At 70.0% G+C, this 26,037-nt stretch carries 25 protein-coding genes and 1 pseudogene; 15 read left to right on the forward strand and 11 right to left on the reverse strand.

What is annotated here, in order from left to right; all coding sequences use genetic code 11:
- Positions 1-212: 212 nt before the first annotated feature.
- Positions 213-992: a GntR family transcriptional regulator gene (locus tag STRTUCAR8_RS14050; RefSeq protein ID WP_006376431.1), complete on the reverse strand. Its 780-nt coding sequence runs from the start codon at positions 990-992 to the stop codon at positions 213-215.
- A gap of 164 nt (positions 993-1,156) precedes the next feature.
- On the opposite strand from STRTUCAR8_RS14050, the gene STRTUCAR8_RS14055 reads away from it, so the two are divergent.
- The 5 genes from STRTUCAR8_RS14055 (at position 1,157) to STRTUCAR8_RS14075 (ending at position 5,506) form a co-directional block, all read left to right on the forward strand.
- The gene (locus STRTUCAR8_RS14055; protein ID WP_006376418.1) at positions 1,157-1,495 is read left to right on the forward strand and encodes an SCO3933 family regulatory protein; all 339 of its coding nucleotides are present in this window, start codon (positions 1,157-1,159) and stop codon (positions 1,493-1,495) included.
- On the forward strand, positions 1,495-2,799 hold the full coding sequence (locus STRTUCAR8_RS14060; RefSeq protein ID WP_044472180.1) for an FtsK/SpoIIIE domain-containing protein: 1,305 nt from the start codon (positions 1,495-1,497) through the stop codon (positions 2,797-2,799). The genes STRTUCAR8_RS14055 and STRTUCAR8_RS14060 overlap by 1 nt, the downstream gene beginning before the upstream one ends.
- On the forward strand, positions 2,796-2,993 hold the full coding sequence (locus STRTUCAR8_RS14065; RefSeq protein WP_006376424.1) for a hypothetical protein: 198 nt from the start codon (positions 2,796-2,798) through the stop codon (positions 2,991-2,993). Before STRTUCAR8_RS14060 ends, STRTUCAR8_RS14065 begins: the two co-directional genes overlap by 4 nt.
- Before the next feature lie 310 nt (positions 2,994-3,303).
- Positions 3,304-4,671 carry a replication initiator gene (locus tag STRTUCAR8_RS14070; RefSeq protein ID WP_078507192.1) on the forward strand — a complete coding sequence of 456 codons (1,368 nt, stop codon included), beginning with the start codon at positions 3,304-3,306 and terminating at the stop codon, positions 4,669-4,671.
- A 310-nt stretch (positions 4,672-4,981) separates the two neighbouring features.
- Entirely contained in the window at positions 4,982-5,506 is a 525-nt protein-coding gene (locus STRTUCAR8_RS14075) for a P-loop nucleotide/nucleoside kinase family protein (protein WP_044472182.1), read from the forward strand.
- A 131-nt stretch (positions 5,507-5,637) separates the two neighbouring features.
- On the opposite strand, the gene STRTUCAR8_RS14080 is transcribed toward STRTUCAR8_RS14075, so the two are convergent.
- A complete protein-coding gene (locus STRTUCAR8_RS14080; RefSeq protein WP_006376417.1) occupies positions 5,638-7,146 on the reverse strand; it encodes a recombinase family protein in 1,509 nt (502 codons plus the stop codon).
- Positions 7,147-7,168: 22 nt separating this feature from the next.
- On the opposite strand from STRTUCAR8_RS14080, the pseudogene STRTUCAR8_RS51270 reads away from it, so the two are divergent.
- Positions 7,169-7,411: pseudogene (locus STRTUCAR8_RS51270) on the forward strand (ABC transporter permease); the annotation flags it as partial.
- Positions 7,412-7,613: 202 nt separating this feature from the next.
- Entirely contained in the window at positions 7,614-8,171 is a 558-nt protein-coding gene (locus STRTUCAR8_RS14090; protein WP_006376407.1) for a hypothetical protein, read from the forward strand.
- A gap of 118 nt (positions 8,172-8,289) precedes the next feature.
- Here the strand turns inward: STRTUCAR8_RS14090 and hemC are convergent, their stop codons facing one another.
- The 3 genes from hemC to STRTUCAR8_RS14105 all read right to left on the reverse strand — a co-directional run bounded on the left by hemC (position 8,290) and on the right by STRTUCAR8_RS14105 (position 11,568).
- Complete coding sequence (gene hemC, locus STRTUCAR8_RS14095) at positions 8,290-9,225, reverse strand: hydroxymethylbilane synthase (RefSeq protein ID WP_006376404.1); 936 nt, start codon at positions 9,223-9,225, stop codon at positions 8,290-8,292.
- Between the two features lie 265 nt (positions 9,226-9,490).
- Positions 9,491-10,537, reverse strand: coding sequence for a zinc-dependent alcohol dehydrogenase (locus STRTUCAR8_RS14100; protein WP_006376427.1), 1,047 nt, complete (start codon positions 10,535-10,537; stop codon positions 9,491-9,493).
- 104 nt (positions 10,538-10,641) lie between these two features.
- Positions 10,642-11,568 (reverse strand): SGNH/GDSL hydrolase family protein, encoded by a 927-nt coding sequence (locus STRTUCAR8_RS14105; RefSeq protein ID WP_044472184.1) that lies wholly within the window; start codon positions 11,566-11,568, stop codon positions 10,642-10,644.
- Between the two features lie 634 nt (positions 11,569-12,202).
- Between STRTUCAR8_RS14105 and STRTUCAR8_RS14110 the strand changes: the two genes are divergently transcribed.
- The 6 genes from STRTUCAR8_RS14110 to STRTUCAR8_RS14135 all read left to right on the forward strand — a co-directional run bounded on the left by STRTUCAR8_RS14110 (position 12,203) and on the right by STRTUCAR8_RS14135 (position 17,914).
- On the forward strand, positions 12,203-12,745 hold the full coding sequence (locus tag STRTUCAR8_RS14110) for a MarR family winged helix-turn-helix transcriptional regulator (RefSeq protein ID WP_044472185.1): 543 nt from the start codon (positions 12,203-12,205) through the stop codon (positions 12,743-12,745).
- Positions 12,742-13,473: a response regulator transcription factor gene (locus tag STRTUCAR8_RS14115; protein WP_006376437.1), complete on the forward strand. Its 732-nt coding sequence runs from the start codon at positions 12,742-12,744 to the stop codon at positions 13,471-13,473. The genes STRTUCAR8_RS14110 and STRTUCAR8_RS14115 overlap by 4 nt, the downstream gene beginning before the upstream one ends.
- A 247-nt stretch (positions 13,474-13,720) precedes the next feature.
- Entirely contained in the window at positions 13,721-14,242 is a 522-nt protein-coding gene (locus STRTUCAR8_RS14120) for a MarR family winged helix-turn-helix transcriptional regulator (RefSeq protein WP_006376429.1), read from the forward strand.
- Between the two features lie 352 nt (positions 14,243-14,594).
- Entirely contained in the window at positions 14,595-14,975 is a 381-nt protein-coding gene (locus STRTUCAR8_RS14125) for a DoxX family protein (protein ID WP_044472186.1), read from the forward strand.
- The gene (locus tag STRTUCAR8_RS14130) at positions 14,972-15,436 is read left to right on the forward strand and encodes a peroxiredoxin (RefSeq protein ID WP_006376447.1); all 465 of its coding nucleotides are present in this window, start codon (positions 14,972-14,974) and stop codon (positions 15,434-15,436) included. Before STRTUCAR8_RS14125 ends, STRTUCAR8_RS14130 begins: the two co-directional genes overlap by 4 nt.
- 114 nt (positions 15,437-15,550) lie before the next feature.
- Positions 15,551-17,914, forward strand: a complete 2,364-nt coding sequence (locus STRTUCAR8_RS14135; protein ID WP_006376401.1) for a SpoIIE family protein phosphatase — start codon at positions 15,551-15,553, stop codon at positions 17,912-17,914.
- A 123-nt stretch (positions 17,915-18,037) separates the two neighbouring features.
- Here STRTUCAR8_RS14135 and STRTUCAR8_RS14140 read toward each other — a convergent pair whose 3' ends face one another.
- The 3 genes from STRTUCAR8_RS14140 to STRTUCAR8_RS14150 all read right to left on the reverse strand — a co-directional run bounded on the left by STRTUCAR8_RS14140 (position 18,038) and on the right by STRTUCAR8_RS14150 (position 20,642).
- Positions 18,038-18,472 carry a cupin domain-containing protein gene (locus STRTUCAR8_RS14140; RefSeq protein WP_006376423.1) on the reverse strand — a complete coding sequence of 145 codons (435 nt, stop codon included), beginning with the start codon at positions 18,470-18,472 and terminating at the stop codon, positions 18,038-18,040.
- 176 nt (positions 18,473-18,648) lie between these two features.
- Positions 18,649-20,106 (reverse strand): MFS transporter, encoded by a 1,458-nt coding sequence (locus tag STRTUCAR8_RS14145; RefSeq protein WP_044472190.1) that lies wholly within the window; start codon positions 20,104-20,106, stop codon positions 18,649-18,651.
- Positions 20,107-20,219: 113 nt separating this feature from the next.
- On the reverse strand, positions 20,220-20,642 hold the full coding sequence (locus STRTUCAR8_RS14150) for a DUF3291 domain-containing protein (RefSeq protein WP_006376439.1): 423 nt from the start codon (positions 20,640-20,642) through the stop codon (positions 20,220-20,222).
- A 109-nt stretch (positions 20,643-20,751) separates the two neighbouring features.
- Here STRTUCAR8_RS14150 and STRTUCAR8_RS14155 point away from each other — a divergent pair, with 109 nt between their 5' ends.
- A complete protein-coding gene (locus tag STRTUCAR8_RS14155) occupies positions 20,752-21,381 on the forward strand; it encodes a MerR family transcriptional regulator (protein ID WP_006376422.1) in 630 nt (209 codons plus the stop codon).
- A 6-nt stretch (positions 21,382-21,387) separates the two neighbouring features.
- Here the strand turns inward: STRTUCAR8_RS14155 and STRTUCAR8_RS14160 are convergent, their stop codons facing one another.
- Together STRTUCAR8_RS14160 and STRTUCAR8_RS14165 are read right to left on the reverse strand one after the other, a co-directional pair.
- Entirely contained in the window at positions 21,388-22,677 is a 1,290-nt protein-coding gene (locus STRTUCAR8_RS14160; RefSeq protein WP_006376445.1) for an NAD(P)/FAD-dependent oxidoreductase, read from the reverse strand.
- Between the two features lie 778 nt (positions 22,678-23,455).
- Entirely contained in the window at positions 23,456-24,238 is a 783-nt protein-coding gene (locus tag STRTUCAR8_RS14165; RefSeq protein WP_234372742.1) for an AraC family transcriptional regulator, read from the reverse strand.
- Between the two features lie 247 nt (positions 24,239-24,485).
- On the opposite strand from STRTUCAR8_RS14165, the gene STRTUCAR8_RS14170 reads away from it, so the two are divergent.
- Positions 24,486-25,274 carry an IclR family transcriptional regulator gene (locus STRTUCAR8_RS14170; protein ID WP_006376421.1) on the forward strand — a complete coding sequence of 263 codons (789 nt, stop codon included), beginning with the start codon at positions 24,486-24,488 and terminating at the stop codon, positions 25,272-25,274.
- A gap of 6 nt (positions 25,275-25,280) precedes the next feature.
- On the opposite strand, the gene STRTUCAR8_RS14175 is transcribed toward STRTUCAR8_RS14170, so the two are convergent.
- Positions 25,281-25,910 (reverse strand): hypothetical protein, encoded by a 630-nt coding sequence (locus STRTUCAR8_RS14175; RefSeq protein WP_100247553.1) that lies wholly within the window; start codon positions 25,908-25,910, stop codon positions 25,281-25,283.
- Positions 25,911-26,037 lie beyond the last annotated feature (127 nt).

A 26,037-nucleotide genomic window follows, 5' to 3' on the forward strand; every position in this document is an offset into this window, starting at 1 on the left:
CCCCGACCGCCACGCCCCGACCCGCCACGCCCCGGCCTGCCACTGCCGGTCGACGCCTCAACTCCTCGTGCGTGCTGCGGTGTGGGGCGGCTGGCGTCCGGACGGGATCGGCGGCCACGCCGCACGCCCGGCCGGGGCGGCCGGGCGCCCCGGCGCGCCGCAGGCGCGCCCTTGAGGAAGTGAAGGCTGTTTCGACCGATGTCCGTCGGCACTCAGGCGCGGGTGCGTCGTGCGGGCTGTTTGTCGGCGGTGATCCGGTAGGCGAGTTCGGCACGGTCCGCGCCGGTGCGCAGTTCTTCGAGGATCAGCGGGCGGCCGTCGGTGCCGTGCGTGACGCGTGCCAGGTGCAGGACCGGGGTCGCGTCCGGGAGTCGGAGCGTGGTCCGCTCGTCGGGCAGCGGCATGCGGGCGCGGACCGTCTCGGTCCAGGACAGCTTGTGCCCGTCCTCGGTGAGCAATCCGTAGAGCGCTTCCGGGCGCGTGGACGGCTCCTCGGCGAGCAGCGGTACGCCTTCGGCGGTCGTGAAGGGGATCAGCGTGCGGTGCATGGCGCGTGTCCCGGAACCCGGGTCGATCAGGAGACGGTCGCATCCGAACAGGGCTTCTTCCAAGCCGAGTTGGAGGAGTCGGCCGGTGTCCTTCGTGGTGTGGGTGCGGTAGGTGCTGGGCTCTTCGGCCTCATCCCAGGTGTCACCGCCTGGCAGCGCGAACGTGCCGTCGGTGGTGCGGGTGATGCGGCGTTCGAGGGTGAGGGCGGGCTGCCCGGTGGAACGGACGAAGCTGCCTTTGCCGTGGCGGACGTCGATCAGGCCTTCCGCTCGCAGGGCGGCAATCGCGTTGCGGACGGTGGGGCGGGATACGCCGTAGCGGGCCATGAGCTGGGCTTCGGACGGCACCAGGGATTCGGGGGCGAACTCGCCCGACAGGATGGCTTCCCTGATGGCGGCGGCCACCTGCTGGTAGAGGGCTCCGGGGCGCTGGATCTCCGACATGGCGGCATCTCCGGGTTCAGATCGTAGTCACGTCGCACGCGCGACATCACTCGTCAGCATAAGTACTTGCGTCCCCGCCGTACAGCACTTCATAGTCATCACTCGTAAGGACAAGTGACGTCTGAATATGTCAGGCGCCCCGAACGGCCAAGGAGGCCACAGACATGCAGTCCATTCCCGTGGACACCGGGCGGCTCGGCGTACTGCGCTGCGCCATCGCCCCGGAAGTGAAGATCAGCAACCAGGAGACACAGGAGGTCAAGAAGGACCGGGACGGCAACGCCGTCTACACCGTCGCCGTCACCGTGCGACAGGACCGGCGGCGCATCTCCGTCATCGAGATCGCCGTCACCGGCGAACCCAAAGGCATCGAGGAAGGCGTGATCCTCAAGGTCACCGGGCTGACCGCGTTCATGTGGGCGATGGGTGACCGGCACGGCGTCAGCTTCCGCGCCGACGCCATCACCCCCGTGACCGGCGCCTTAAAGACCGGTGGTGCGTGATGACCGCCATCCTCGCCATCGCCCTCGGACTGGCGGTCCTCGTCTGGGTGCTGGGCGGCTGTGATCTGCTGGGGCGGCATCGCCCGGTCTGGCACTGGTACGTCGCCGGATACCCGGCCGCTACGTGGCGGGTCGTGTTCACCTGGCGCAAGGTGGCCGTCCTCACCGACCTTGCCGTCTCCCGCCGTCCGCCGCGCGGACTGCTCGGTGACCTGGTCGTCAAGGGCGATCCACTGCGGCCGGTGGCACCGCGCATCTCCTTCCCGCGTGCCACCCGCATGGGGCTGACTGTGGTGGTGCGGCTGCATGCGGGCCAGACCCCGGCCATGTACCTCAAGGCGGCTGATGCCCTCGTGCACGCGTGGAAGGTCCACGCGGTGCGGGTCACCTCGCCGGAACGGGGGCTGGTGCTGCTGACGGCGACGGCCACCGATCCGCTGCAACACCCCGGCCTGGCTACTGCTCCGGCTGCGCTGCTCTCGGCCCTCATCGGGGTGTTGGAGAGCGGGAGCGCGTGGGTGGTGGATCTCCTGGTGGTGCCGCACTGGCTGATCGCCGGGGCCACCCGCTCCGGCAAGTCCACCCTGCTGGCCCGGCTGATCACCCAACTCGCCCCACAGACCGTTGCCCTGGTCGGGATCGACTGCAAGGGCGGCATGGAACTCGGCCTGTTCAGCGACCGGTTGAGCGCGCTGGCGACCTCCCGTCGTGAGGCGGTCGCGGTGCTGGCCGCGCTGGTGATCGAGATGCAGGACCGGATGAGCGTCTGCCGGACGGCCGGGGCCCGATCCATCTGGGAACTGCCCGTCAGGTTCCGGCCCGTACCAGTCGTCGTGATCGTTGACGAGATCGCGGAACTCTACCTCTCCGACGGCAGACGCGAGAGCAAAGCAGAAACCGAACAGTGCTCCACCCTCCTGCTACGCCTGGCCCAACTCGGCGCCGCCCTCGGAATCCACCTGGTCGTCGCCGGCCAACGCGTCGGCTCCGACCTCGGCCCCGGGGTCACCGCGCTGCGTGCTCAGCTCGGTGGGCGGATCTGCCACCGGGTCAATGACCCCGGCACCGCCGAAATGATCCTCGGCGACCTCAACAAGGACGCGGTGGCCATAGCGCAGTCGATCACCGCGCAGGAACAGGGCGTGGCCGTGTGCACCGGACCGGATGGCGGCTGGAACCGTGCCCGCTCCCACCTCACCCCCACCCAAGAGGCCGTCGCGGTCACCCGTAAGCACGCGGGCCTGGTGCCCGAACTGCCCACCGTCACCCGCGCGCTCGCCGCTCTCGAAGGAGACTCCCAATGATCAGCACAGGTGCCGCCGTGTCGCTCGTCGTGGTCTTCGGGATCATCACCTTCCTCCTCGTCCGGGCCCGCGACGTCCGCGCCTGGGAAGCGGTCTGCATCGCCCTGTTCGGCCTCTACCTCGGCCAGACCCCCGTCAGCCTCACCATCAACGGCTTCGTCACCTGGGTCCTCAGCGGCTTCTCCCACTTCTAGACCATGCAGGAAGGGACACACGCCATGCCTATGCGCCGAGTGAGATGCACCGTCTGCAAGGGCGACGGAGCACGCAAAACCTGGACCGGACGGCTCCGACGCTGCCGCGTCTGCCGGGGCACCGGAACCATCCGCTGAACCCCGCCAACCCGCACCCCACCCACCGGCAAGGAGTGATCCCCATGACCCACGCCCCGCCACCTACTCGCATCCGTGCCGCTGCGGCGGCCCACCCCGGAAGGTCACCACCATCACCCCGCAACCCACCACCCCGGCCGACAGGCGCGCCGTCCTCGACCGCGCGGCGCGCCTGCGCCAACTCCCCGAAACAGACCGAGACGCCCTCCGCATCGCCCAACACCCCCAATTCCCCCGCTGGTTGGAACAGATCACCGCTACCGGCGGCTGCACCCACCCCATCCACCTCTCCGGGTCGACAACGACGCTGGACGCGGCAACCGGCGAGATCCTCCGTCACTACGACACTCGCGCCGAACCCGGCGAACGGCTCTCCGTCCGCTGCCGCAACCGGCGCGCAACCGTCTGCCCGGCCTGCTCCCGACTCCACGCGGGCGACACCTTCCACCTCGTCCGCGCGGGCCTCCTCGGCGGCAAGAACATCCCCACCACCGTCCGCAACCGCCCCCGCCTCTTCATCACCCTGACCGCGCCCTCCTTCGGGCCGGTCCATCGTGCCGGGAACGAGCGTTGCCGACCGCGCCGCGACGGCGGAACGTGCGAACACGGGCGTCCCCTCGGCTGCGGCGCCGTCCACGCCCCGGACGCACTCGCCGTCGGCGAGCCGCTGTGCGGCGGCTGCTACGACTACACCGCCCACGTGCTGTGGCACGCACACGCCTCCAAGCTGTGGGACCGGTTCGTCATCGACGTGAGGCGCCGCCTCGCCTCCTCAGCCGGCCTCGTTCAGTCCCGATTCGCCGACCACGCTCGACTGTCCTTCGCCCGCGTCGCCGAATACCAGAAACGCGCGGCCGTCCACGTACATGCCGTCATACGCCTCGACGGCCCCAACGGGCCCACCGACGAACCCCCGGCCTGGGGCACCGCGCAACTGCTCATCGACGCCGTACACGCCTCCGCCGGACGGGTCCTGGTCCACACCCCCTACAGCCCGGCCGTGGGCGAACTGACCCTGCGCTGGGGCGTCCAAGTCGACGCCCGGCAACTGCATACCGACGGCGACGGACCCGACGACGACGCCGTGGCCGCGTACGTCGCCAAGTACGTCACCAAAGGAGCCAGCGAGACAGGCGCCGGTACCGACCACCCCATCACCACCCGGGACGACATCGACTCCGCACCCGTCACCGCACACGTGCGCACCCTCATGCGGGTGTGTTGGCGCCTCGGCGGCCTCCCCGAGTGCGAACCCCTCAGCCTCCGCGCCTGGGCCCACACCCTCGGCTACCGGGGCCACATCCTCACCAAGTCCCGCGCCTACTCGACGACATACGCGGCCCTGCGTGCCGAACGTGCCCATCACGTCGGCCACGCCGACATTCCCGGCACTGTCACCGAACGGAACTGGCGCTACGTCGGCTCCGGGCACACCCCCGGTGCCGCACTCATCGCCGCCGGAATGGCGGACGATCTGACACTCAACCGCGAGATCGCCCGCGAAGAGATCAGCTCCAGCCGTGAGGAGGTGATCACCTGACGGTACGGCGTGATCGTGAGGCAGAGCGTGCCCGGCATCTGGAGCGGGTGTGTGCCAAGTTCCCGACCAGGATCAGCACTCAAGGAGCGCGGCGTCTGGCCCGGCTTCTGCAACATCCGTTCGTGGATCCAGAAGCCGTCCGGAAACCGTAAGGCCTCTCACCGCGACCCCTGAACCCCCGGCGAGAACCTTGGAGGCGTGTGTCACCGCCACGGGACGTCATCGTGCTACCGAGCCGCGTCGTGGCCCGGCGATCTCGGCAGAAAGAGCAGTCGTCCTCCGCTTGGGTTCTTCGTGACAAGCTCTGGGTGTGACGACGTTGTTTCTGACGGTCGGCCTGCCAGGGGCCGGAAAGACCACGAGAGCTCGGCAGCTGGCAAAGGAGCACAGCGCGCTGCGGCTGACGCCGGATGAGTGGATGATCCCGCTGTTTGGCGATCCGCAGCCGGATGGGAAGCGCGATGTCCTGGAAGGACGGCTGCTCTGGCTGGGTCTGGAGGCGTTGAAGCTGGGAACGAACGTGGTCCTGGATTTCGGATGCTGGTCTCGTGACGAGAGGTCCGCGATCCGCTGGTTGGTGATGTCTGTGGGCGCGTCCTGTCACCTTGTGTACGTGCCGGTAGACCATGAGACCCAACGTGCTCGGATCGCCCATCGCCAGTCGACCACCCCTGATCAGACCTTCGCGATGAGCGAGACGGACCTCGTGCACTGGAGGACTCTGTTCGAGGAGCCCGACGTCACGGAACTCGACGGACATAAGGTTGGAGGTCCGCCTCCTGGGTGGTCCGGATGGCTGGAGTGGGCCGCCGATCGGTGGCCGTCGCTCGCGTGATTGTCCGGCCAACCTTGGCGCTGCCCAGTATGGCGGCGGGAGCTCGGGGCCAGCTGTGGGCGCACTTGGATAATTTTGACAACGTAGCCGTGCCAGGCGCGCCGGGCCCGGAAAGATCCGCCGGACGGGCGCTAAAGCTCGTTCGCCTCGATGTCCACACGGCCGAAGTCGAAGGCTCGGCCTCGTGTCGATGAGGCATCAATGATCACAGCGCCGAAGAGGAAGCGTAGAACGGCGTTCATCCGCTCGTACTGCTTTCTGTCTGTCAACGCCTTCCAAGCGCTTCGGGCGTTGGTACCCACCAAGCCTTCAAGCACCTCAACGGCTGGCCGGACCACCAACTTGCGGCGAATCTGAGCGATCCGGTCCTCCACCGTCTTACGCATGGCGCGATACTCGCGCGTCTTCAGTTCTCCGGCCTCCCACATGTCTTTCAGCTCGGCTAGCTCTTCCTCGTCGGCCTCAATGGCTGCCTGATCTGCTGTCGTCAGGCTCGGCGGCTCGGTGCTGCCGGTCACGTCCAGCCGCTCCAACAGCTTGAGTGCTGCGTCGGTCACGAACGCTTCCAGCGTCGGCGCGGAGGCGCTGCGCCCGCAGAACTTGGTGTCTGTGCGCTGGCTGCGTCCGCACAGGTACTTGCCCATGGAGCCGGCCATGCGCACGCCGCACCGCTTGCACATCACGATGCCGCGCAACAGGTAGAAGCGGTTGTCCTCGTTCTGACTGTTCGGAACGGCCGGGGCCCGGTACGTACGACGATCGCGTACCTCCTGCCAGAGACCTTGGTTGATGATCGCGGGCCACTGGCCCCGGCCGACCTCTTCGCCTCGGAAGACGCGGATGCCCGCGACGTGGTGGCTGTCCAGAAGGGCTCGAACGCTGTCGGCGTTCCACTCGCGTCCGAGGGCCGTCCGCTCGTTGCGCTCGTTGAGTGCGCGGGCCAGAGCAGTGGGGGTCTCGCCGTCCAGGTATCGGGTGAAGACTTCTCGGACGGTGGCGGCCTCCGCCGTGATGATCGCGGTTCCTGTTTTGTCGTAGCCGAATCGGCGCTTGCCCCCGTGCGGCTGGCCGTCCCGGGCTCGGTCAACCGTGGCGTCGCGCAACCGCCGTGAGGTGTCGTCGCTGGAGCGGCATGCATGTGCTACCTCGATGCGGAGGAAGAACCGGTCGTCGGGGTCGGAGAGATCACGCCGGTTGGCCTGGCCGTGCAGCGTGATGTCGTGTTGATCGGCAAGCTGCAAGAGCTGTTCGAGATCGTGCGGCTGCCGCATGAGTCGGTCCGGATGGTAGGTGAGGATGTGCCGTACCTGGTCTTCGCCGACGGCTTCGAGTAACGCGTCCCACCCGGGGCGCTTGCGGTTGCGCTTCCACGCGGATCGGTTGTTGTCCACGAACACCAGGGGGCTCGGCACCGTGAGGTTCAGGCGCTCGGCAGTGTCTCGGCAGATTCGCTCCTGACGGTCCACGCCTGTCTGGTCGTCGTCATCCGCGTGCGAGATGCGGCAATAGATGGCGGCTCTCTCCCCGCTCCAGTCGGCAGCGCTGCGGCGGGCGTGGCGGGGAAGGGACAATCGAGAGATGCGCCGGTCGGTCAGTGGCTGGCGGCCTGGTTGCTGCTCGTCCGTCTCGTCTGCGTCCATATGAATAGCTTATGGACAGGCAATGGCCCAGGCCATCACCATGCCGCTCTTCTTCGGCTCCAACGCCCTCTACCCGGTCAGCGTGATGCCGGGCTGGCTCCAGACCGTCAGCAGGATCAACCCGCTGAGCTACCAGGTGAACGCCCTGCGCGGTCTTCTCCTCGGGACCCCGGCCAACCTCGCCGTCGACTTCGGAGTCCTGCTGGTCGCCGCCGTCCTCAGCGTCGTCGTGGCCTCCTCGCTGCTCGGCCGGCTGGCCCGCTGAACGCCGGTCACCACCTTGCACCGGAACGTGATGTGCGGCACGCGCCCACCTGGTGTGAGAGGGCCCTTCGGCGGATTTCCGCTGCACACCGCTTGATCAGTGATCAAGGGGGCGAATTCGCTGGCCACAGCGCATTCTGCTCATTTGACTGTGCGCCGGGCACAAGGATAGGAAGCAGCCATCCGAGGTCGAGAGGTGGACTGTGCACGAGCCGAACGTGGTCGGGGACTGGCACGAGTACGACGAGCATGCCGGCCTGCGTGTCCGCGTCCACCGTCTGGTGGCGGCCGAACCGCCGCGCGGGCGGGACGACGCAGCCGAGGGACTGACCTATTTCAGCCTCCGGGTGACCGTCGAGAACCGCGGCGACCGGCATTTCGGCGTCCATCTGGAAGACGGCCAGATCGACATCCGGCTGGGTCCCGACGGCGAGGGCGCCTTCATCGACTGGCGGAACTCACAGTTCATCGAGGGCTTCGACGTCCATCCGCTGCGCCGCGCCACGGCCGTTCTCTACGCGGCCGGTCCGGAAGCCTCGCTGGCGCAGGTGGACGTACAGATCCAGCTGCGGGTCGAGGAGGAGTGGACCCCCAGGCACCTCTGGGCGGGCGGGATCGGCCTGCCCGAGGACTTCACCGGGACCGGCGCGCACCACGGCCCGGCCCGTGACGGGGTCGCCCACCAGGCGAGCGACTTCCTCAAGGAGCAGCGGGAGCTGAGGGAGCAGCGGGACCAGAAGGGCCAGACGGAACCCACCTGAGCCCGGGCCACGGGCCCAACCGGCGTGCCGCCTTTCGCTGCCGCCGGACGGCCCGTGCTCCCGTGCCTCGTTCCCCCGTCGTCGTGCACTGTGCCCTGCGCCTTGGGCTCCCTGGGCCTCAGTGCGCGATGTCGTCGATCAGTTCGCGCGCGCCCTGCCGCAGCAGCGCCACCGCGACGGATGTGCCGAGCGTGGCCGGGTCGAGGCGGCCCGCCCATTCGTGGGCGTTGAGCTGGACCTTGCCGTCCGGAGTGAACACACAGGCGCGCAGCGAGAGTTCACCGTTGCGGGCCACCTTCGCGTACCCGGCGATCGGGCTGTTGCAGTGCCCCTGGAGTACGTGCAGGAACATGCGCTCGGCCGTCGCTTCCCGATGCGTGTCCGGGTCGCCGAGGTCGCTGACGGTGTCGATCAGCTCGGTGTCGCCCTCGCGGCACTGGAGGGCGAGGATGCCCGCGCCGATCGGCGGCATCATCGTCTCCGGGGAGAGAACCTCGCTGACCACGTCCATCCGGCCGATGCGCTCCAGCCCGGAGACGGCGAGGAGCAGCGCGTCCGCCTCCCCGGCCGCGAGCTTCTCCAGCCGCCGGTTGGCGTTGCCGCGGAACGGCACGCACTCCAGGTGCGGGTGGGACGCGGCCAGTTGGGCGATCCGGCGCACCGAGGACGTACCGATCCGGGTGCCGTCCGCCAGCTCGTCCAGGGTGCGGCCGCCCGGGTGGATCAGGGCGTCACGGATGTCGTCCCGCCTGAGGAAAGCGGCGAACGTCGTGCCGGCCGGGAGCGGCCGGTCGGCGGGCACGTCCTTCACACAGTGCACCGCGAGATCGGCCTCACCGGCCAGCAGCGCGGCGTCGACCTCCTTGGTGAACGCCCCCTTGCCCTCGACCAGGGACAGATCGCCCATCCACTTGTCGCCGGTCGTCTTCACGGGGACGACCTCGGTGCGGATCTGCGGGTGTACGACGGCGAGTTCGGCACGCACCCGCTCCACCTGGGCCAGTGCCATGGGCGAGTCGCGGGAGACGATACGAATCAGTTCAGGGACGGACATGCCGACACGATAGACCCTCCCGACCCCCCTCCTTCTCCGAACCCGTCGCTTCGCCCGGGCGGTCAACACCCCGCGCCAAGGCCTCAAGGAGCCCGCCACCGACCTCACCGCAGGTGGGGACGCCTGCCCACGGGACGGGAGGCAGCACAAACCGAAGGCCGACGGCGCATGCGACCGCGAGGCCTCGGGTGGGGCCACGGGCGGAGTCCGGGAAGGCCCGACTCCCCGGTCTCCGCCCGCCGCCGGACCGACCGGCCTGATCGCCCTACTCGGTGTCCCCCTCGTCGAAGGTGATGACGATCTTCTCGGCGGCTCCGGGGGTGAGAGCGAGGTCGAAGGCGGTGTCGATGTCGGTGAAGGGGATGCGGTGGCTGATGAGCTTGGCGAAGGTCTCGTGGTGCTCGACGAGTTCCGGGGTGACCTCGAAGATCTCGGTCGGATAGCCCTGGGAGGCGATGAGGGTGAGCTCGCTGCGGAGCATGCCGCCGAGGTCGATCTGGTCGGACTTCTTCTGGACGGCGACCATGACGAGCTTGGCGCCCCATTTGGCGGAGTCGACGGTGGTGTTGAAGACGGCGGGGGCGCCGGCGGCGTCGATGTAGATGTCGGTGGCGGGGCGGGGCTGCCCGAGGGCGTTGGCGGCCTGGCCGTGGAGTTCTGTGAGCCGCTCGGTGACGTTCTCGGTGCGGGAGTTGATGACGGCGTCGGCGCCGACGGCGAGCGCGGTTTCGAGGCGTTCGGGGATGACGTCGGCGACGACGACGTGCTTGACGCCGCGGAGTTTCAGCCAGATGGTGGCGCCCAGGCCGATGGGACCGGCGCCGAAGACGACGACGGTGTCGTCGGAGGTGGCCTCGGAGCGGTTGACGCAGTGCCGGGCGACGGCCATCGGTTCGTTGAGGGAGGCCACGTCGAAGGGGACGGTGTCGGGGAAGACGGCGACCGTTCTGCCGACCTCGCAGTCGTCGAGAAGCAGGTACTCGCTCATGGCGCCGTGCGCGCCGCCGCAGCCGATGATGCCCGAGGACACACCCTGGGGATTGACGACGACGCGGTCGCCCACCTTCAGCCCCGTCACCTCGGCGCCGAGTTCGACGATCTCGCCGGCGGGCTCGTGACCCAGGGGGATGGACCGGATGGTGCCGTCGGCGCCGGGCATGCCGCCGAGGTGGAGGAAGAAGGTGTCGGTGCCGCAGATGCCGCAGGCGCGGACGCGCATGAGGGCGTCCTTGGGGCCGGGCACGGGGCGTTCGACGTCGACGACCTCGACCTTGTCCTTCGCGGTGTGTGTGGACCTCATCGTGGTGGACATGGGTAACTCGCCTTCTGTGTAGGGGTGTTGCTGGCAGGACGGGTGGGTTCTGGGGGTGTCGGCCGGGCTGCGCGGGGTTTGTCCGCCTCATGAGACTTGAGCGCTCATCCCGTGGCCTTCAGGGCGCGCAGCACGGCGTCGGCCATCCCGCGCTCACCTCGCTCGTTGGGGTGAAGAGGGGCCGCGTCCGCCACCGGCATCAGGGGCTCGATCCAGCGGGTGCCCCCGGCCGCGCAGGCGTCACGGCCGACCGACGGCCCGTAGGTGTCGACGTACACCGCGCCGGCGGTCGTGGCCCGCTTGCGCAGGGCGGCGTTGAGCTGCTGCTCCTTGGCGTCGAGGAACCGCACGTCGCCGGGGGCGAGTGTCATGTCGTCGTCGCAGCGGTTCCCCTCGGACGGCAGGATCGCCGGGTAGCCGACGACGTACACCTCGGCCCGCGGTGCCCGGCGCTTCACCTCGGCGAGTGCGCCGCTCAGCCGTGCCCCCGCCGCGTCGATCCGCCGCGCTACCTCGTCGGCGCCGTCGGAGGCGTACTCCCCGTGACAGGGTGCGTCGTTCCCGGTGAACCTGCCGCTGCCGGTCAGCCGGTGGACGACGCCCTTCTTGACGCACTCCTGGACCGTGGCGGCGAAACCGATGTCGTTGCCGCCCACGCCGATCGTGACCAGCGCGGTCCTCGCGGTGAGCGCGGAAAGCTGGGCCGGGTTGACGCCGTCCTGGGTGGACTGGGGCGAGGAGAGATCGGCGATCTTCGCTCCGCTGCAGCTCATGTCCCGGAAGTCGGCCGTGTCCAGGGCCAGTTGACGCGCGACGAGGGAGGCATAGTTCCGGTCGGAACGGGCACAGCCCGCAGGCGTGGTGGCCTGGGAGGGAATCCCCGGGCCCGAGGTGTAGGAGTCGCCCAGCGCCACGTACGGGCCCTGCGGCGGGGCCTGATCGTCGTCGCCGCCGCGTCCGACGGTGATCGCGGTGACCAGCGCGCCGCACGCGACCGCTCCGGCCAATACGGCTCGTACGGAGTTCCTCATCACGGTGTCCTGCCTTCCGTCTCCTGATACCGGTCGGGCCGGTATCGCTCGTTTCGGGGTGCACAGCCCGGGGGACGAAGGTGGGCGGGTGATCGGGACGGTGCCGACGGCGCTGTCGGCCTTGTGCGCCGGGGGAGTGGGCCGGGGGCTGCCGAGCGGTCACGAGGGTCGCCGTCGAACCGGGGTGGATGTGCCCCGGACCCGGCGCCGGACGGGGGGAGTTGTCCGGCGCCGGGCCCGGGGAGCGCGCCGGTCCCCGTCCCCACGGGTTCGGCGCGGCGGGGCCTCCTCCGCTCAAAGGCGGCCCCGGTCCGGGTGCCCGCGGCTCTTCGCGGCGCGGGCTTCGGTGACCTGGGCGGTCACCGGGGAGGGTGGTCAGATGTGGTGCGGACGGTCAGGTGGTGCGGGTCATGAGAGCTCCTGCGTTCGTCGAGCGATCGAGCGGGGGTCCGCCGTGAGCCGCCGGGGTGTTGCCGACGGCGACGAACTCCGTTTTGCTTGAGTCAGGCAAGCACATTGAATTACTTGAGTCAAGCAAGCTAATGTGGATCGAGGTCGAGCCCGGAAGGGGAGTGGGTGCTGTGCTTGAGTCGCGCGAGCGGGACGCGGACACGGTGACAAGCGGGATGTGGACATGGTGAGCGGGCCCGTGTCGCCGTCGTCGGAAACCCTCACTCCGGCGGAGAGCGATGTGGCCGAGATCGACCGGAACCTCAACCGGATCGCTCACCTGGCCTACCACGCCAGGCAGCACGGGCGGCTGAGAGAGCTGGCCGGAGTCCCCCTGGACCGGGCCGCCGTGGTGCTCCTGCGGCAGATCGCCGACTCCGAACCCCTGCGCCCCGGGGAGCTGGCGAACCTGCTGGCCGTGGAGGCCTCGCACATCACCCGGCAGGTGCAGCACCTTCAGAGGGCCGGTTACGTCACCCGGGTCCCCGACCCCGACGACCGGCGCGCGCAGCTCGTCCGGCTCACCGTGGCGGGCGCGGAGGCGGTGGCCCGCATCCGAGAGGTCAAGTGCCGCACCATGCGCATGTCGCTGATGGGGTGGTCGTCCCAGGACCTCCGGCGCCTGACCGGCTTCGTGGACCGGATGGTCGACGACCTGCTCTCCGTCATCGAGGCGGACGACGGCCCTGAAGTCGCTGCGGCCCACCTCACCCTGGATCCCGTATGAACGTTCTTTCCCAGGCCGGCGGTTGCGAGCAGCCGGCGCAGGCACCGGCCGACGGTCGCGGCCGGCACATCCTGGTCATCGCCGGTGATCCTCTGATCGCCGAACTGCTCTCGACGACACTGGAGTTGGCGGGCTACCCGGTCGTCATGGCGTGCTCCGGGGCCGAGGCGCTGACCCGGCTCGGGGGCTTCCGGTTCGACCTGGTGGTGCTCGACCTGGCCCTGTCGGACCTGGACGTGCTGGCGCGACGGCATCGCGTCACCGGTGAACGTCCGGCGGTTCTCTTCATGGTCGCCCCCGACTCCCTGGGCGCGTTGCTGTCGGCGCTGGGTCCGGTCGGGCGGGACTACGTGACCACGCCGTTCCGGATCGCCGAAGTCCTGGTCCGCGTCCAGGTGTTGCTGCGCGGCCGGTGCCCCGAACGGTGGATGACAGCACTGTCGTACGGCGATCTGGCCCTGGACGACGCCCTGTGTGAGGCGCGCCGGGGGCAGCGTCCGCTCGATCTGACGCCGGCGGAGTACCGGTTGCTGCGGCACCTGCTGGTCAACTCCGGGAAGGTGCTGTCGAAGGAGCAGATCGCCGGGCACGTCTGGGGCGAGTACCGGGGCGGCAACGCCATCGAGCAGCTCGTCTCCCGACTGCGCCGCAAGGTGAACCAGGAGCAACCCGCGCTGATTCATACGCGCCGGGGGTTCGGCTACTGGCTCGGCGGTGCCACTCCGTGAGCGGGGCCGGTTCCGGCCGGCATGCTCCGTGTTCCGGGTGAGCGACGGTCCGGAGAACTCCGCCAGTGGGGCTACGGCGGCACGCTGACTCACGGAGCAACTCTTCGCGGGGAATGGCATCCGGTCGGTCTCGGGGGTTCGCCCTGAGCCGCTGCCGCGACCGCCTCGGAACGGCAGGCCGCTCGCGGGCGCCGCATCGGGGGCGGAATTTACTTGAGTTACGCAACGAGATGGTAAACTGGCGGGTATGTCCACACCGCCACCCAAGACCGCTCCCGCCCCGCAGGACGTGGCTGAGATCGAGCGCGCTCTCACCCGCATCTCCTATCTACTCAGCCGTGCCCGCCAGCACGAACGCCTGATGGCGATCGCCGGCGTCCCGCTGGACCGGGCCGCCACCGCGCTTCTTCGGCAGATCGCCGACTCCGAGCCGATGCGCCCCGGTGAACTCGCCAACCGGCTCGCGGTCGAGGCCTCCCACGTCACCCGCCAGGTGCAGCAGCTCCAGAAGTCCGGCTACGTCACCCGTGTACCCGACCCTGACGACCGTCGCGCCCAGCGCATCGAATTGACCGCGACGGGCGAGGTGGCCGTCGAGCGTGTCCGGGAGGCGAGCCGCCGCGGTATGCAGCTGGCCCTCGGCGACTGGTCCGCCGAGGAACTCCAGCAGCTCGCCGGCCTGTTCCACCGGATGGTCGACGATTTCCTGGCCTACTCCCTCGAGGACGACGGCGTGGTGGGCCTCGTCGAGCCGCTCCCCGACGCCTGACGCGGCACCTCGTGCCACATCGCACCGCGCCCGCGGTGCGACCTGCCACTCCCCGTCGAACACCAGGTCGGAGGTCTGTCACCCGCCTCCGGCCGCGCGAGAACCGGGGCGCCCGGCCGCGGCTGTCCACCGTGCCGGAGCGCACCCGGTTCCCAGCGCCGGACGACGCGATGCCGAGGAAGGCCTCCTCGTGGCCGACCCGGCCCTCATGCGGCAGTGGACGGGAACACGCGCGACTGTGATGGGTCGGTGGTGGGCCCTGGGCGGATCGTCGGAGGCAGTCGAACACCTGGCTCTCGAACTGGATTTACCGTCCAGTAGGATCGCCCGGCACACCATCCGAGGAGGAAGCGTGCCCCGGTCCCAACGCTCACCCCTGCTGCTCGCCGGTCTGCTGGCCACCGCCGGCGTCAGTCACTTCGTCGCGCCCCGAACGTTCGACGCGATCGTCCCGCGCGCGCTGCCGGGTACGCCCAGGACCTGGACGTACGTCAGCGGCGCCGCCGAACTCGCGCTCGCGGCCGGGGTCGCGCTGCCGCGTACCCGGCGGGTCGCCGCCCTGGCCGCGGCAGGCTTCTTCGTCGGGGTGTTCCCGGCCAACGTGAAGATGGCCGTCGACTGGCGCGGCAAGCCCGCCGCCCAGCGGGCCGGTGCCATCGGGCGGCTGCCGCTCCAGGTGCCGCTCGTCCTGTGGGCACGCAGTGTCGCGAACAACGGAGAAGGTCGGTCATGACAAAGGTGAACGTCGGCGACAAGATCGAGGACTTCGAACTGCCGGACGAGAGCGGCGCGCCGCGTCGGCTGTCCGAGCTGCTCGCCGAGGGGCCGATCGTCCTCTTCTTCTATCCCGCCGCCCTGTCGCCCGGCTGTACGGCCGAGGCCTGTCACTTCCGGGACCTGGCCGCCGAGTTCGCCTCGGTCGGCGCGCGGCCGGTCGGGATCAGCGGGGACTCCGTCGACCGTCAGCAGGAGTTCGCGCAGAGCCACACGCTCGGCATGCCGCTGCTGTCGGACGCCGACGGGACGGTCCGTGAGCTGTTCGGGGTGAAGCGCGGGTTCTCGATGATGCCCACCAAGCGGGCCACCTTCGTGATAGCCGAGGACCGGACGATCCTGGAGGTCGTGACGAGCGAGCTGCGGATGAACACCCACGCCGACCGGGCCCTCGCCGCGCTCCGCGCCCACAAGAGCTGACATCCGTCTCACCCGTGCCCGACCGCCCCACAGAGGGGTGGCCGGCCGGGTTTGGCGCGCCGAGGTGGGCCGTCGGGGTTGATGCCCCGGGGCCCAGGGACCATCCTGGGGCGTATGAAACAAGTCGCCGCCGCGGTGATCATCGATGCCCGAGGCATGGTGACGGGATGGAGCGAGGGTGCCCGGCGGCTGACGGGGCACACGGCCGAGGCCGTCGTCGGACGTCCGGCCGCCGAACTCCTCGCGGAGGACCCGGCGCCCACAGCGATGACCGAGCTGGCGGGAGTGGTCGCCCTCCGCCACCGGGACGGCCGCCGAGTCGAACTCGCCGTCAGCGCGTGCCCCGTCCAGGACGAGCACGGCGACACGCGGGGATTTGTCGTCACCGCCCTCCCTGGACCGGGGGCGCCCGGTCCGCAGACGGCCGCGCCGGGGGCCGCCCCGCTGGAGCGGGCCATCCGGCAGGCCTCCGTGTCGATGTCCGCCTTCGACACCGACCAGCGCTACACCTGGCTCAACGACTCCGCCTGCGACCTGATGGGCGTCGAGGAACAAGCCCTCGTCGGACAGCTCTACGGCGACATCGTGCCCGACGACCGGACCAGCCAGGGCTTCCTGCTCAACCTGCGCGAGGTCGCCCGCACCGGCGTCCCCGTGCGCTACGAGTCCTTCGGCAAGGACACGGACAGCGGCCGGGAACACGCGTGGAGCATCGAGATGTGGCCGGTGCGCGACGACCTGGGTGCCGTCACCTCGGTGGGCATCGCCGCGTTCGACAGCAGCGACCAGCACTGGGCCCGGCGCCGGCTCGCCCTGCTCAACGAGGCGGCCGCCGCCATCGGCACCACCCTCGACGTCATCCGTACCGCCGAGGAACTCGTCGAACTGGTCGTGCCCCGGTTCGCCGACTTCGTCAGCGTCGACCTGCTCGACTGGGTGCTCGGCGCGGACGAACCCGCCGCGGCGCAGGCCGACGAGGTCGTCCTGCACCGGGTCGCCCACGGCTCTGTCACCGAGGGCACGCCCGAGGCGGTCATTCCGCTGGGCGCGAAGGACGTCTACCCGCCGTTCACCCCGCCGGTGCGGGCGATGGCGGAGGGCCGGGCGGTGCTCGGGCGGGTCGGCGAGCCGGCGTTCGACGAGTGGGTGGCGGAGCGCAACGCCCGCGAGCCCGTCGGCCGCCCGTACCGCAAGGGCGTCCACTCGATGGTCACCGTGCCGCTGCGGGCCCGCGGCACCACCCTGGGCGTCGCCGTCTTCCTGCGCATCGGCCGCCCCGACCCCTACACGGAGGACGACGTCGTCCTCGCCGAGGAACTGGCCAGCCGGGCGGCCGTCTGCGTCGACAACGCCCGCCGCTTCGAGCGTGAGCGCACGACAGCGCTGGCTCTCCAGCACAGCCTGCTGCCCCGGGGACTGCCGGGCCAGGCGGCGGTCGAGGTCGCCCACCGCTATCTGCCCTGCGGGTCGGTGGCCGGCATCGGCGGCGACTGGTTCGACGTCATCCCGCTGTCCGGCAGCCGGGTCGCCCTCTGCGTCGGAGACGTCGTCGGCCACGGCATCCAGTCCTCCGCGACCATGGGACGGCTCCGGACGGCCGTACGGACCCTCGCGGACGTCGATCTGCCGCCGGACGAGCTGCTCACCCACCTCGACGACCTGGTCACCCACCTGGCCGATGAGGACGACGATGCCGACGTAGCCGAACTGGGCGCCACCTGCCTCTACGCCGTCTACGACCCGGTCTCGCGGCGGCTGACCCTCGCCTCCGCCGGGCACCCGCCGCCGGCCGTCGTACCGCCCGGGGGTGTCGCCGAGCTGATCGAGGTGACGGCGGGACCGCCGCTGGGTGTCGGCGGCCTGCCCTTCGAGGCGACCGAACTGAAACTGCCCGAGGGCTCGCTCCTGGCCCTCTACACCGACGGGCTGATCGAGGACCGCGACCGGGACGTCGACCACGCGACCGCCGAACTGTGCCGCGCCCTCGACCTGCCCGGCGCCTCGCTCGACGCCGTGTGCGACGCGGTGCTCAAGGCCGTGCTGCCCGAGCAGCCCGGCGACGACGTGGCCCTGCTGCTCGCCCGTACGCATGCCCTGGGCGCCGACCGGGTGGCCGTCTGGGACGTGCCACCGGACCCCGCGCACGTGTCCGTCGCCCGTCAGGCGGCCATGGAGCGCCTGGCCGGCTGGGGGCTGGAGGAGGAGGCCTTCGTCACCGAGCTCGTCGTCAGCGAACTGGTCACCAACGCCATCCGGTACGGCGAACCGCCCATCCAGCTGAGGCTGATCCGCGACCGTGCCCTCATCGTCGAGGTCTCCGACGGCAGCTCCACCTCACCGCACCTGCGCCGGGCGCACGCCTACGACGAGGGTGGCCGTGGACTGCTGCTCGTCGCCCAGCTCACCCAGCGCTGGGGCAGCCGCCAGACGGGCACCGGCAAGACGATCTGGGCCGAGCAGCCACTGCCGACGGAATAGACCTTCGGGGCATACAGGACCGACAGGGCCGACAGGGGGTCGATCCCAAGCCGGCCGGACGGTCCGGTCGGGTGACTCGTTCAGCGACCGCTCAGTGCGGCCACCGGGCGGTTCGGCGACCGGTCACTCGAAGGCGCACCCGGGGTTCGGTGCGTCCTCCGAGAAGGGCGAGCCGTGCGGCAGGACGTACAGGACGTCGAGTACGACGGGCGTGCTGCCGAGATTCCGGCCTATGTGGACGTTGCCGGGCCCCGCCGGTTCACTGATGGCGCTGCCCTGCGGATACACGCCGTCGGACTCGCAGGTGGAGTCGAAGTGGCTGAGGGTGCCCTCCTTGACGAGGCCGTAGAGCGGCCCGTCGTGGTAGTGCCAGCCGGTGGCCTGACCGGCGGGGATGGTGACCTCCCGCAGCGTGTAGTCGGTGTCGCCGATGGTGGTCTGGGCGAGTATCCGGCCCGACACTCCTGGTCCGGGCGGCGTGGCCTGGGCGGTGCCGCAGGCGAGGACCGCGGTGACCGTGACTGCACCGGCCGTGGCGGTGCGAAGCAGGTTGCGCATGCTGGGTCCCCCGAGGGTGAGAGCGTGAGCGCGCCATGACACCTCAGTGTGGCCCTGCGAGGGCGTGATTGTCCGCGAGACGGCCACGAACGCGAGAGACGTCCCGACCGGTCTGTGCCGGTGACCGCCCGTCCGTCACATACGGGCGGCCACCGGTGTGGGGGAGAGGTCGGACATCAGGTCCGCCGGGCCACCGCCTCGGCCGCGATCGCCGCCTCCGCCGCCTCACCCGCCTGCGGCCGGGGCCCGCGCGGAATGCCCAGCGCGCACAACGCGCCCGCGAACACCACGACGACGCCGACCCACACCGCCGGGTGCAGCCCGTCCACGAACTCCTGCGGCGAACCTGTGCTGCCGTGCGCCACGAACACCGTGCTCAGTACGGCGATACCGAGGGCCCCGCCGATCTCCCGGACGGTGGTGTTGGCGCCGGACGCCTTGCCCGCGTGTTCGCGGCTGACCGAGCCCAGCACGACCGCCGCCGTCGGTGCGAACACGAAGCCCATGCCGATGCCGGCCACGATCATCGGTCCGACCAGGGAGGAGTAAGCGGTGCCGGTGTCCGCGACCAGGTTGATCCAGCCGAGCCCGACGCCCTGGAGGAAGAGCCCGAGGGCCATCAGCCGGCCGCCGCCGACCTTGTCGGTGAGGAGGCCCGCGACGGGCGCGACGAACATCGGCATGAGTGTCCAGGCCAGGGTGCGGACCCCGGCCTCCAGGGGCGTGCGCGACGGCACGATCTGGAGGTACTGGGCGAGCAGGAAGAGGGAACCGAAGACACCGAAGTACATGGCCGCCGACACGAGGTTGGTGAGCGTGAACGCCCGCACCCGGTAGAAGGACAGCGGCAGCATCGGCTGCGGGACCCGGGCCTCCCAGGCGACGAACACGCCGAGCAGCACCGCGCCGGCGGCGAACACGCCGAGCACCTCGGCCGAGGTCCAGCCGTCCGTCTCACCGTTCACGATGCCCCACACCAGCGCGAACAGACCCGCGGCGGCCAGCACCATGCCGACCAGGTCGAGACGGACTCCGGGCAGCCTGCTCTCGCGGATCGTCATCAGGATCAACGGCACGGCGACGACGCCCACCGGCACGTTGATCCAGAAGATCCACCGCCAGTCCAGCCCCTCGACCACGGCGCCGCCCACCACCGGGCCCATCGCGACGGCCAGACCGCTGACGCCCGACCACAGGCCGAGTGCCAGCCCGCGCAGCCGGTCCGGGACGGCCTGGGAGAGCAGGGTCAGCGACAGCGGCATCACGGCCGCGGCGCCGAATCCCTGCACGGTACGGAACGTGATCAGCTGTGCGCTGGTGTCGGAGAGACCGCAGCCGGTCGAGGCCAGCGTGAAGACGACGATGCCGAGCACGAAGACCGAGCGCCGGCCGAAGCGGTCACCGAGCGCGGCTCCCGTCATCAGCAGACAGGCGAAACCGAGGACGTACGCGTTGACGAACCACTGGAGCTGCTGGGTGTCCGCCTCCAGGTCGACGGCCAGCGTGTGCAGGGCGGTCGAGACGACCAGGTTGTCGAGCGCGACCATGAACATGGGCACGCTGCACGCGACGATCGCCGGCCACAGCGGTACGCGCAGGCCCGAGGCCGGCGGCGCGACGGCCGCGTCCTCCATGACCGGGTTCTCTTCGGACAGCGTCATGGCGGGGGAGTCTCCTGAGGGAGTGGCTGATCCGGCGTTCGGGCGGTTCGGCGGTCCGGCGCTCGGTGAGAGCGGGTGAACGCGGTTCAGGCGGTCGGCGGGTTGCCGTTCGCGTCCGCGCGCTCCTGGGCGGTCAGCCGGTCGCGTGCGTCCGACCAGTCGACGGGCAGGCCCGCGGCCGGTGTCTCCCAGAAGGTGAACACCGAGCGGTCCATCGTGGAGCGCAGGCCGGTCATGACCGACTTGTGGGGCTCGGTCCGCGCGTAGGCGTAGAGGGCCTGCTTGTCCTCCCAGGCCGACAGCGTCCAGAAGGTGCGCTTGAGCGGCTCGGCGATCAGTGAGGCGCCGTAGGCGCCGGGCGCGCTCCTGACCTGCTTCCAGGCGGCGAGCGAGCGCAGGAAGAAGCGGGGAACGTCCTTCAGGGAGCGGACTTCCAGACGGGACGCCATGACGAACGCCGTCGCGTCCGGAGCGGGCTTGGTGACGGTGGTCCAGGGCAGGGTGGGCATGGCTGCGGCCTTCTTCTGAGAGGCAGGGCGGAGCAGAGGCTCATTTGGATACCTCCACTATCCATGTTAGACAGTAGAGGTATCCAATGACCAGAGCGGAGCCCGACCGATGCGCATGTCCGAGCTGAGCCGCCGCAGTGGCGTCTCTGTCACGACGATCAAGTACTACCTCCGCGAAGGTCTCCTCCCGGCCGGCCGCCAGCTGTCGGCGACGCAGGCCGAGTACGACGAGAACCACCTCCGCAGGCTCCGGCTGATCCGCGCGCTGATCGGCGTACGAGGCCTGTCCGTCAGCACCACCCGGGAGGTACTGGGCGCGCTCGACGAGCACACCGCCGACACCCACCGCCTGCTGGGGCTCGGGCTCGGGTCGATCCGGCTCGCCGACGAGGCGGAGCCCGACTCTCCGGAACCGGCCGAAGTCGACGCGCTGATCGAGGAGTTGGGCTGGAACGTGCACCAGGCCGCGCCCGCTCGCGGCACGCTGGCCGACACCCTCGCCTCTCTGCGTACCCTCGGCGCACCGCTCGACGCACGGGTGCTTCTGCCGTACGCCCGGCTGGCCGAGCGGACCGCCGTCCTCGACCTCGACCAACTGGACGGAATCAAGGACCCGTTGGAGGTCGTCGAACGCGCGCTGCTGCTCACCGTCCTCCTGGAGCCCGCGTTGCTGGCGCTGCGGCGCATGGCCCAGGAGAACGAGTCGGCCCGCCGGCACGCGGACGCGGCGGACAACTGACCATAGTCAGCGATCCAGTTCGCGCAGGAGCTGCGTCGCCGCCTCCTTCCCGGCGGAGAACGCGGCCTCGTGCGAGCCGATCTGGTCGTGGTACTGACGCTTGGAGTGGAAGTAGGAGCCGCACAGCTTGACCCGGAGGCCTTCGTTGACCTCGTAGATGGTCTGCTGAGCGCGGCGCATCGCCATGTCGAGGATCGGGTGCTCGTAGCGGAAGGTGCGGATGACGCGGTCCTCGGCGACCGGCAGCGGGCAGTCGAGGGTGACGAAGTAGTCGGTCTCCGACTCGAAGCCGTGCAGCTTGTTCATGTAGTGGGCCACGTAGGTGCGCGGCGCCCCCTCGACCGTCACCTTGCCGTAGTTCCACGCCTCCCAGCGGGACCGGTCGGCCGGCATCACCGACGGATCGGTGTGCAGGACCACCGTGGAGGCGTTGTAGCGCAACGGCGCGAGCAACGCGCGCTGGGTGTCCGTGGGGTTCTCCAGCAGGGCGCGGGTCACATCGGCGTGCGTGGCGAGCACCACGTGGTCGAAGCGCTCGGAGCCGCCCGCGGTCCGCACGGTGACCCCGTTCTCGTCCTGGTGGATCCCGGTCACCGGCTCGGACAGACGGGTCTTCGGGGCGATCGCGGCGAGCGCCTTGCGGACGTACGAGATCGAACCGCCGCCCACGGTCCGCCAGTCCACGCGTCGCCCGCCGAGGCCGCTCTCGTCATGGGCCATGAAGAACGCGATCACCGTCGTGGCCGGCATCTCCCAGACCAGTTCGGCCGGCACCGACCACACCGCGCTGCACAGCAGGATGAAGTAGCCGTACCGGAACTCCTGGCTGTAGCCGCCCCGGTCGAGATACTCGCCCATCGGCATGTCGGAGCGCTTGCAGAAGAAGTCCCGGCGGCCCTCCTCGTGGAACCGGCGCGCCTCGCGCCAGATCGTCCGGAACGACTCGGGATAGCGGGTGCGCACCTCCTCCTCCGACAGGTCCATCTCGTCGCTGCCGTACTGCACGCCCTCGGTCAGGTCGAAGAAGTTGAAGCCGCTGAGCAACTGCTTCGATTCCACGCCCAGTTTGTCGAAGAAAGCGCTGAGGTTGGGATAGGCGGGCCGGTTGAAGACCACGAACGCGGTGTCGATCCCCAGGACCCGGCCCGCGTCATGGACCTCGACGGTGTTGGCGTGGCCGCCGTAGCGGTCCTCACGTTCGAAGAGGGTGATCTCGGCGTGCTCGCGCAGGGTGTAGGCGGCGGAGAGGCCTGCGACGCCACCGCCGACGACGGCGATGCTGGGCTTGGCGGACATCGGATGCTCCTGGGGTCAGTTGGTGAGCGTGGTGATGATCAGTCCGCCCGGTGTGCCCTCCTCGGTGGCCATGGCCACCACGTGACCCGGCGCCCGGATGGATCAGGTCGAAGTGCCGGCGTTCGCGCGCGGGCTCGGCCGCACCGGTGTCGTCGGCGCCGGCCCGTACCCAGCGCCTTGACATAGACCTCCTTGAGGACCGGGTGGGCGGCGGCGTGGACGGGGCGGCCGGCGTCCGGGACGGCGGCCGGTCCGATGTGTTCCCGGTCGGCGAAGAAACGGGGAAAGGTGCTCGACCGCGTCGGCGCGCGGGTGAGCGTTCGGCGTCCACACCGCAGGCCCGCCCGTCGCCGGTGACCACGCCCGTCGGGGAGCCAGGCGTGTGGTGACGGCGAACGCTCCCGTTCGCGAGGGTCGTCGAGGCCGATTCGGGAACGGGCGTTCCGCCCCGACGCCGATGGACGCGCCGGCGCGGAAATGGGTCGGGACAGACGGCGCTCTTTGCGACTTGCTTCACCGCGTACGGCAGAGAGGACATCCGTCAGCAGACGGGGGTGGTACGAATCCGGTCTTCTGGTCCAGACATGCGGCTCCGCGCGAAAGGGGCTGCGTTCGGGAGTGGCCGCCCGAAGCATGCAGGCCACAGTCTTGCCAGCTCGCCGAATCCTGGACAACCACTCTTCCGGAGAGTGGAAAGAAATCTCTGTTTACGGGCGTAGAACGCGATGCGGAATGTTACTGCCGAGTGAAGTCCTGGCCGTCGGCCGCGGCGGCGACGCTAATTCTGTGAATCGTCGGCCCGCCGGAATGTGCCGGGTGTCATATTCACCCTGCGTACGAAAAACTTGCCGAAGTTGGTGACTTCGGTGAACCCGAGCTGGCGGGCGATGGTTCCGACGGGCAGATCCGTGTGGACCAGCAGTCGTTTCGCTTCCAGGGCGACGCGGGCGTCGATCAGGTCCTTGGTGGAGGTACCGGCGATGACACGACAGGCCCGGGACAGGGTGCGGGGCGTGCAGTTGAGCGCGGCGGCGTAGTGCTCGACCAGCCGGGTCGTGCGGTAGGAGGTTTCCAGTTCGCGCCGGAAACGCAGGAAGAGTTCGCCGTTCTCGCCGGAGGGGCTGTCGGCCCGCTGTATGTCCTTGCGGTGGCTGCGGCACATCTGGTCGATGTGCATCAGGGCGACCGCCAGCAGATGCTTGAGGATGTCCTCCCCGAGGCCCTGGTCGGGCCGTTCGAACTCCTCCTGCATCAGAGCCACCACCCGCCCGAAGCCGGCCAGTTCGTCGTCGCTGAGCTGCCAGTGAGAGGGACGCAGGACATCGTCGAGCATTCCCATGTGGGCGCGCAGCCGCAACGGAAAAGTCTCGGTGAACATGACGAGCCGAGCTTCCATCTGCGTCGGTGAGGCGAACTGGATCACCTGGTTCGGCCGGATCCACAGCAGCGAGCCCGTGCGGCACGCGTACCGCGTGGAGTCGACGGTGAAGTCGCCGACCCCCGCTTCGACCAGCACGAGCTGGTGGAAGGCGAGCCGGTGGGGCGCGCTGACGAAGTTCACGGGGAGCTTCCTGCGCACCTCACTGAGCGGGGCCATGGCCAGGCCGACCCCAGGTCTGCACGTGGGGGTGTAGGGGACCACCGGGATCGGTAACGAAGCGAAATCGACCATGAGCGTTCCGGAATCAACCTTTCCCAAGCTTCTTTAAAAATCAATGATAGGCGTGGCCGCCCGTAGCCAGATCACTCCTGGTGCATGCACGAGTAAGCGTCCCCACATGATGTGCAGGTGAAGGGAAGTAGACGGGATGACCACCCACCCCGGCGCCCCCGAGCGCTCGGTTGTCGACCGCACGCTCAGCATCCTCGGCGTCTTCGACCGTGACAATCGCACTTTGACGCTGAGCGACATCAGCCGACGCTCCGGTCTTCCGGTCGCCACGGTCCATCGCATCGTCAACAAGCTCCATGGCTGGGGCGCACTGGAACGAGGAGAGGAAGGCGGCTACAGCATCGGCCTGAGACTGTGGGAGACAGCCACGCTCGCCCCCCGGTACGCGGGCCTGGCCGAGGCGGCGCAGTCCCACCTCGTGGAGCTCCACGGTCAGTGCGGCGGCGCGGCGGTACTCGCGCTGCGCGACGGAACGGAGACCGTCTGCCTGTCCTTCGTCTCCAACGACCCCGCCCTCATGGCGCATTGGGGCGATCCCGGCTGCAGGCTCCCGCTGCACGCCACCGCGACCGGTCTGGTGCTGCTCGCGAACGCGGGCGTCGTGGTGCAGGACGAGATCTGCGCCGGCCCCCTTCGCGCCTACACCGGCGCGACGCCCACCGACGGCGCCGCTCTGCGCAACCATCTGACCAAGATAAGACGCGAGGGTTACGCGATGGCCTGCGGCACCCTGCGCGAGGGCCGGGGAGGGATCGCGGCCCCGGTGCGCAACGCGCGCGGCACGGTGGTGGCGTCGGTGGGTCTCGTGGGCCCACTGAACATGCTCCAGCCGTCCCGGCTCGCCCCACTGGTCCTGGCCACCGCCGAGGCCGTCTCCCAGCACGACCGGACAGAAGGATGGCGGATGGCCGGGATGGGCGCGTAACCCGCCCTACCCCACATACGCCCTCCCGCCCCCGGCCGCCAGCTCTGCCGAGATCCGGCGATGGGCCCGCAGCCGTTCCGACTCCGGTACCGGGGGCAGGAGTTCCTCCCACAGCGGGAGGAAGCTGCCGCGTAGCCGGGTCAGCCCCGCCGGGCGGGCCAGCAACCAGAAGTGCGGGTGAGCCCCGCCGTCACCCCAACGGTTGACGTGCACCCGTGCGACGCCGTCCACAGCCAGGACGGCCCGCTCGGCGCGCTGCAGCATCGTGCCCAGCTCCGCCGACCGGGCCGCGGGCAGATCGCCGAGGTCGTAGTGACCACGCGGCTGCAGCAGCGCCACGGCGGGCAGCCTCGCCCCGCCGACCGCGTCCACCCGCCGGTGCCCGTCCGCCCAGAGCGCGTCCGTCACGGGCTTGCGGCAGACCACGCAGTCCCCGGCCCCGGCCTCGCCGTCGCGAACCGGCTCGGGCAGCACCGGAGGCAGCAACGGCTTGACCCGCAACTCTCCTTCGCACAGTTCGAAGGGGAAGGTCTCCCACCCGGTGACCGGGTCCGCCGGCATCGGCAACCGCTCCCCGACCGGCAGCCGCCGGACGAAAGCACTGGGCTGGGGGTCACCGGACGCGGCAGCGGTCATCGTCGCAGTCTCGCAGTCACGGCCGCCGTACTGAAGCCCCGCTCCGCCACCGCACGACCAGCTCCGTCGGACCCGCGGGACGGTCCGGCCGGTGACGTACCGCGTGTCCCGCGGAGCCCTACGTCCG

This window comes from Streptomyces turgidiscabies Car8 (genome assembly GCF_000331005.1).
In the GTDB taxonomy this organism is placed as follows: domain Bacteria; phylum Actinomycetota; class Actinomycetes; order Streptomycetales; family Streptomycetaceae; genus Streptomyces; species Streptomyces turgidiscabies.

What these genes read in the sequence shown, in the direction of transcription:
- STRTUCAR8_RS14145 (WP_044472190.1), bottom strand. Translation starts at nt 20,106, where the DNA reads ATGGAGGACGCGGCCGTCGCGCCGCCGGCCTCGGGCCTGCGCGTACCG.
- STRTUCAR8_RS14115 (WP_006376437.1), top strand. Translation starts at nt 12,742, where the DNA reads ATGAACGTTCTTTCCCAGGCCGGCGGTTGCGAGCAGCCGGCGCAGGCA.
- hemC (WP_006376404.1), bottom strand. Translation starts at nt 9,225, where the DNA reads ATGTCCGTCCCTGAACTGATTCGTATCGTCTCCCGCGACTCGCCCATG.
- STRTUCAR8_RS14100 (WP_006376427.1), bottom strand. Translation starts at nt 10,537, where the DNA reads ATGTCCACCACGATGAGGTCCACACACACCGCGAAGGACAAGGTCGAG.
- STRTUCAR8_RS14150 (WP_006376439.1), bottom strand. Translation starts at nt 20,642, where the DNA reads ATGCCCACCCTGCCCTGGACCACCGTCACCAAGCCCGCTCCGGACGCG.
- STRTUCAR8_RS14170 (WP_006376421.1), top strand. Translation starts at nt 24,486, where the DNA reads ATGACCACCCACCCCGGCGCCCCCGAGCGCTCGGTTGTCGACCGCACG.
- STRTUCAR8_RS14155 (WP_006376422.1), top strand. Translation starts at nt 20,752, where the DNA reads ATGCGCATGTCCGAGCTGAGCCGCCGCAGTGGCGTCTCTGTCACGACG.
- STRTUCAR8_RS14060 (WP_044472180.1), top strand. Translation starts at nt 1,495, where the DNA reads ATGACCGCCATCCTCGCCATCGCCCTCGGACTGGCGGTCCTCGTCTGG.
- STRTUCAR8_RS14110 (WP_044472185.1), top strand. Translation starts at nt 12,203, where the DNA reads ATGGTGAGCGGGCCCGTGTCGCCGTCGTCGGAAACCCTCACTCCGGCG.
- STRTUCAR8_RS14160 (WP_006376445.1), bottom strand. Translation starts at nt 22,677, where the DNA reads ATGTCCGCCAAGCCCAGCATCGCCGTCGTCGGCGGTGGCGTCGCAGGC.
- STRTUCAR8_RS14080 (WP_006376417.1), bottom strand. Translation starts at nt 7,146, where the DNA reads ATGGACGCAGACGAGACGGACGAGCAGCAACCAGGCCGCCAGCCACTG.
- STRTUCAR8_RS14135 (WP_006376401.1), top strand. Translation starts at nt 15,551, where the DNA reads ATGAAACAAGTCGCCGCCGCGGTGATCATCGATGCCCGAGGCATGGTG.
- STRTUCAR8_RS14050 (WP_006376431.1), bottom strand. Translation starts at nt 992, where the DNA reads ATGTCGGAGATCCAGCGCCCCGGAGCCCTCTACCAGCAGGTGGCCGCC.
- STRTUCAR8_RS14065 (WP_006376424.1), top strand. Translation starts at nt 2,796, where the DNA reads ATGATCAGCACAGGTGCCGCCGTGTCGCTCGTCGTGGTCTTCGGGATC.
- STRTUCAR8_RS14055 (WP_006376418.1), top strand. Translation starts at nt 1,157, where the DNA reads ATGCAGTCCATTCCCGTGGACACCGGGCGGCTCGGCGTACTGCGCTGC.
- STRTUCAR8_RS14175 (WP_100247553.1), bottom strand. Translation starts at nt 25,910, where the DNA reads ATGACCGCTGCCGCGTCCGGTGACCCCCAGCCCAGTGCTTTCGTCCGG.
- STRTUCAR8_RS14105 (WP_044472184.1), bottom strand. Translation starts at nt 11,568, where the DNA reads ATGAGGAACTCCGTACGAGCCGTATTGGCCGGAGCGGTCGCGTGCGGC.
- STRTUCAR8_RS14120 (WP_006376429.1), top strand. Translation starts at nt 13,721, where the DNA reads ATGTCCACACCGCCACCCAAGACCGCTCCCGCCCCGCAGGACGTGGCT.
- STRTUCAR8_RS14130 (WP_006376447.1), top strand. Translation starts at nt 14,972, where the DNA reads ATGACAAAGGTGAACGTCGGCGACAAGATCGAGGACTTCGAACTGCCG.
- STRTUCAR8_RS14140 (WP_006376423.1), bottom strand. Translation starts at nt 18,472, where the DNA reads ATGCGCAACCTGCTTCGCACCGCCACGGCCGGTGCAGTCACGGTCACC.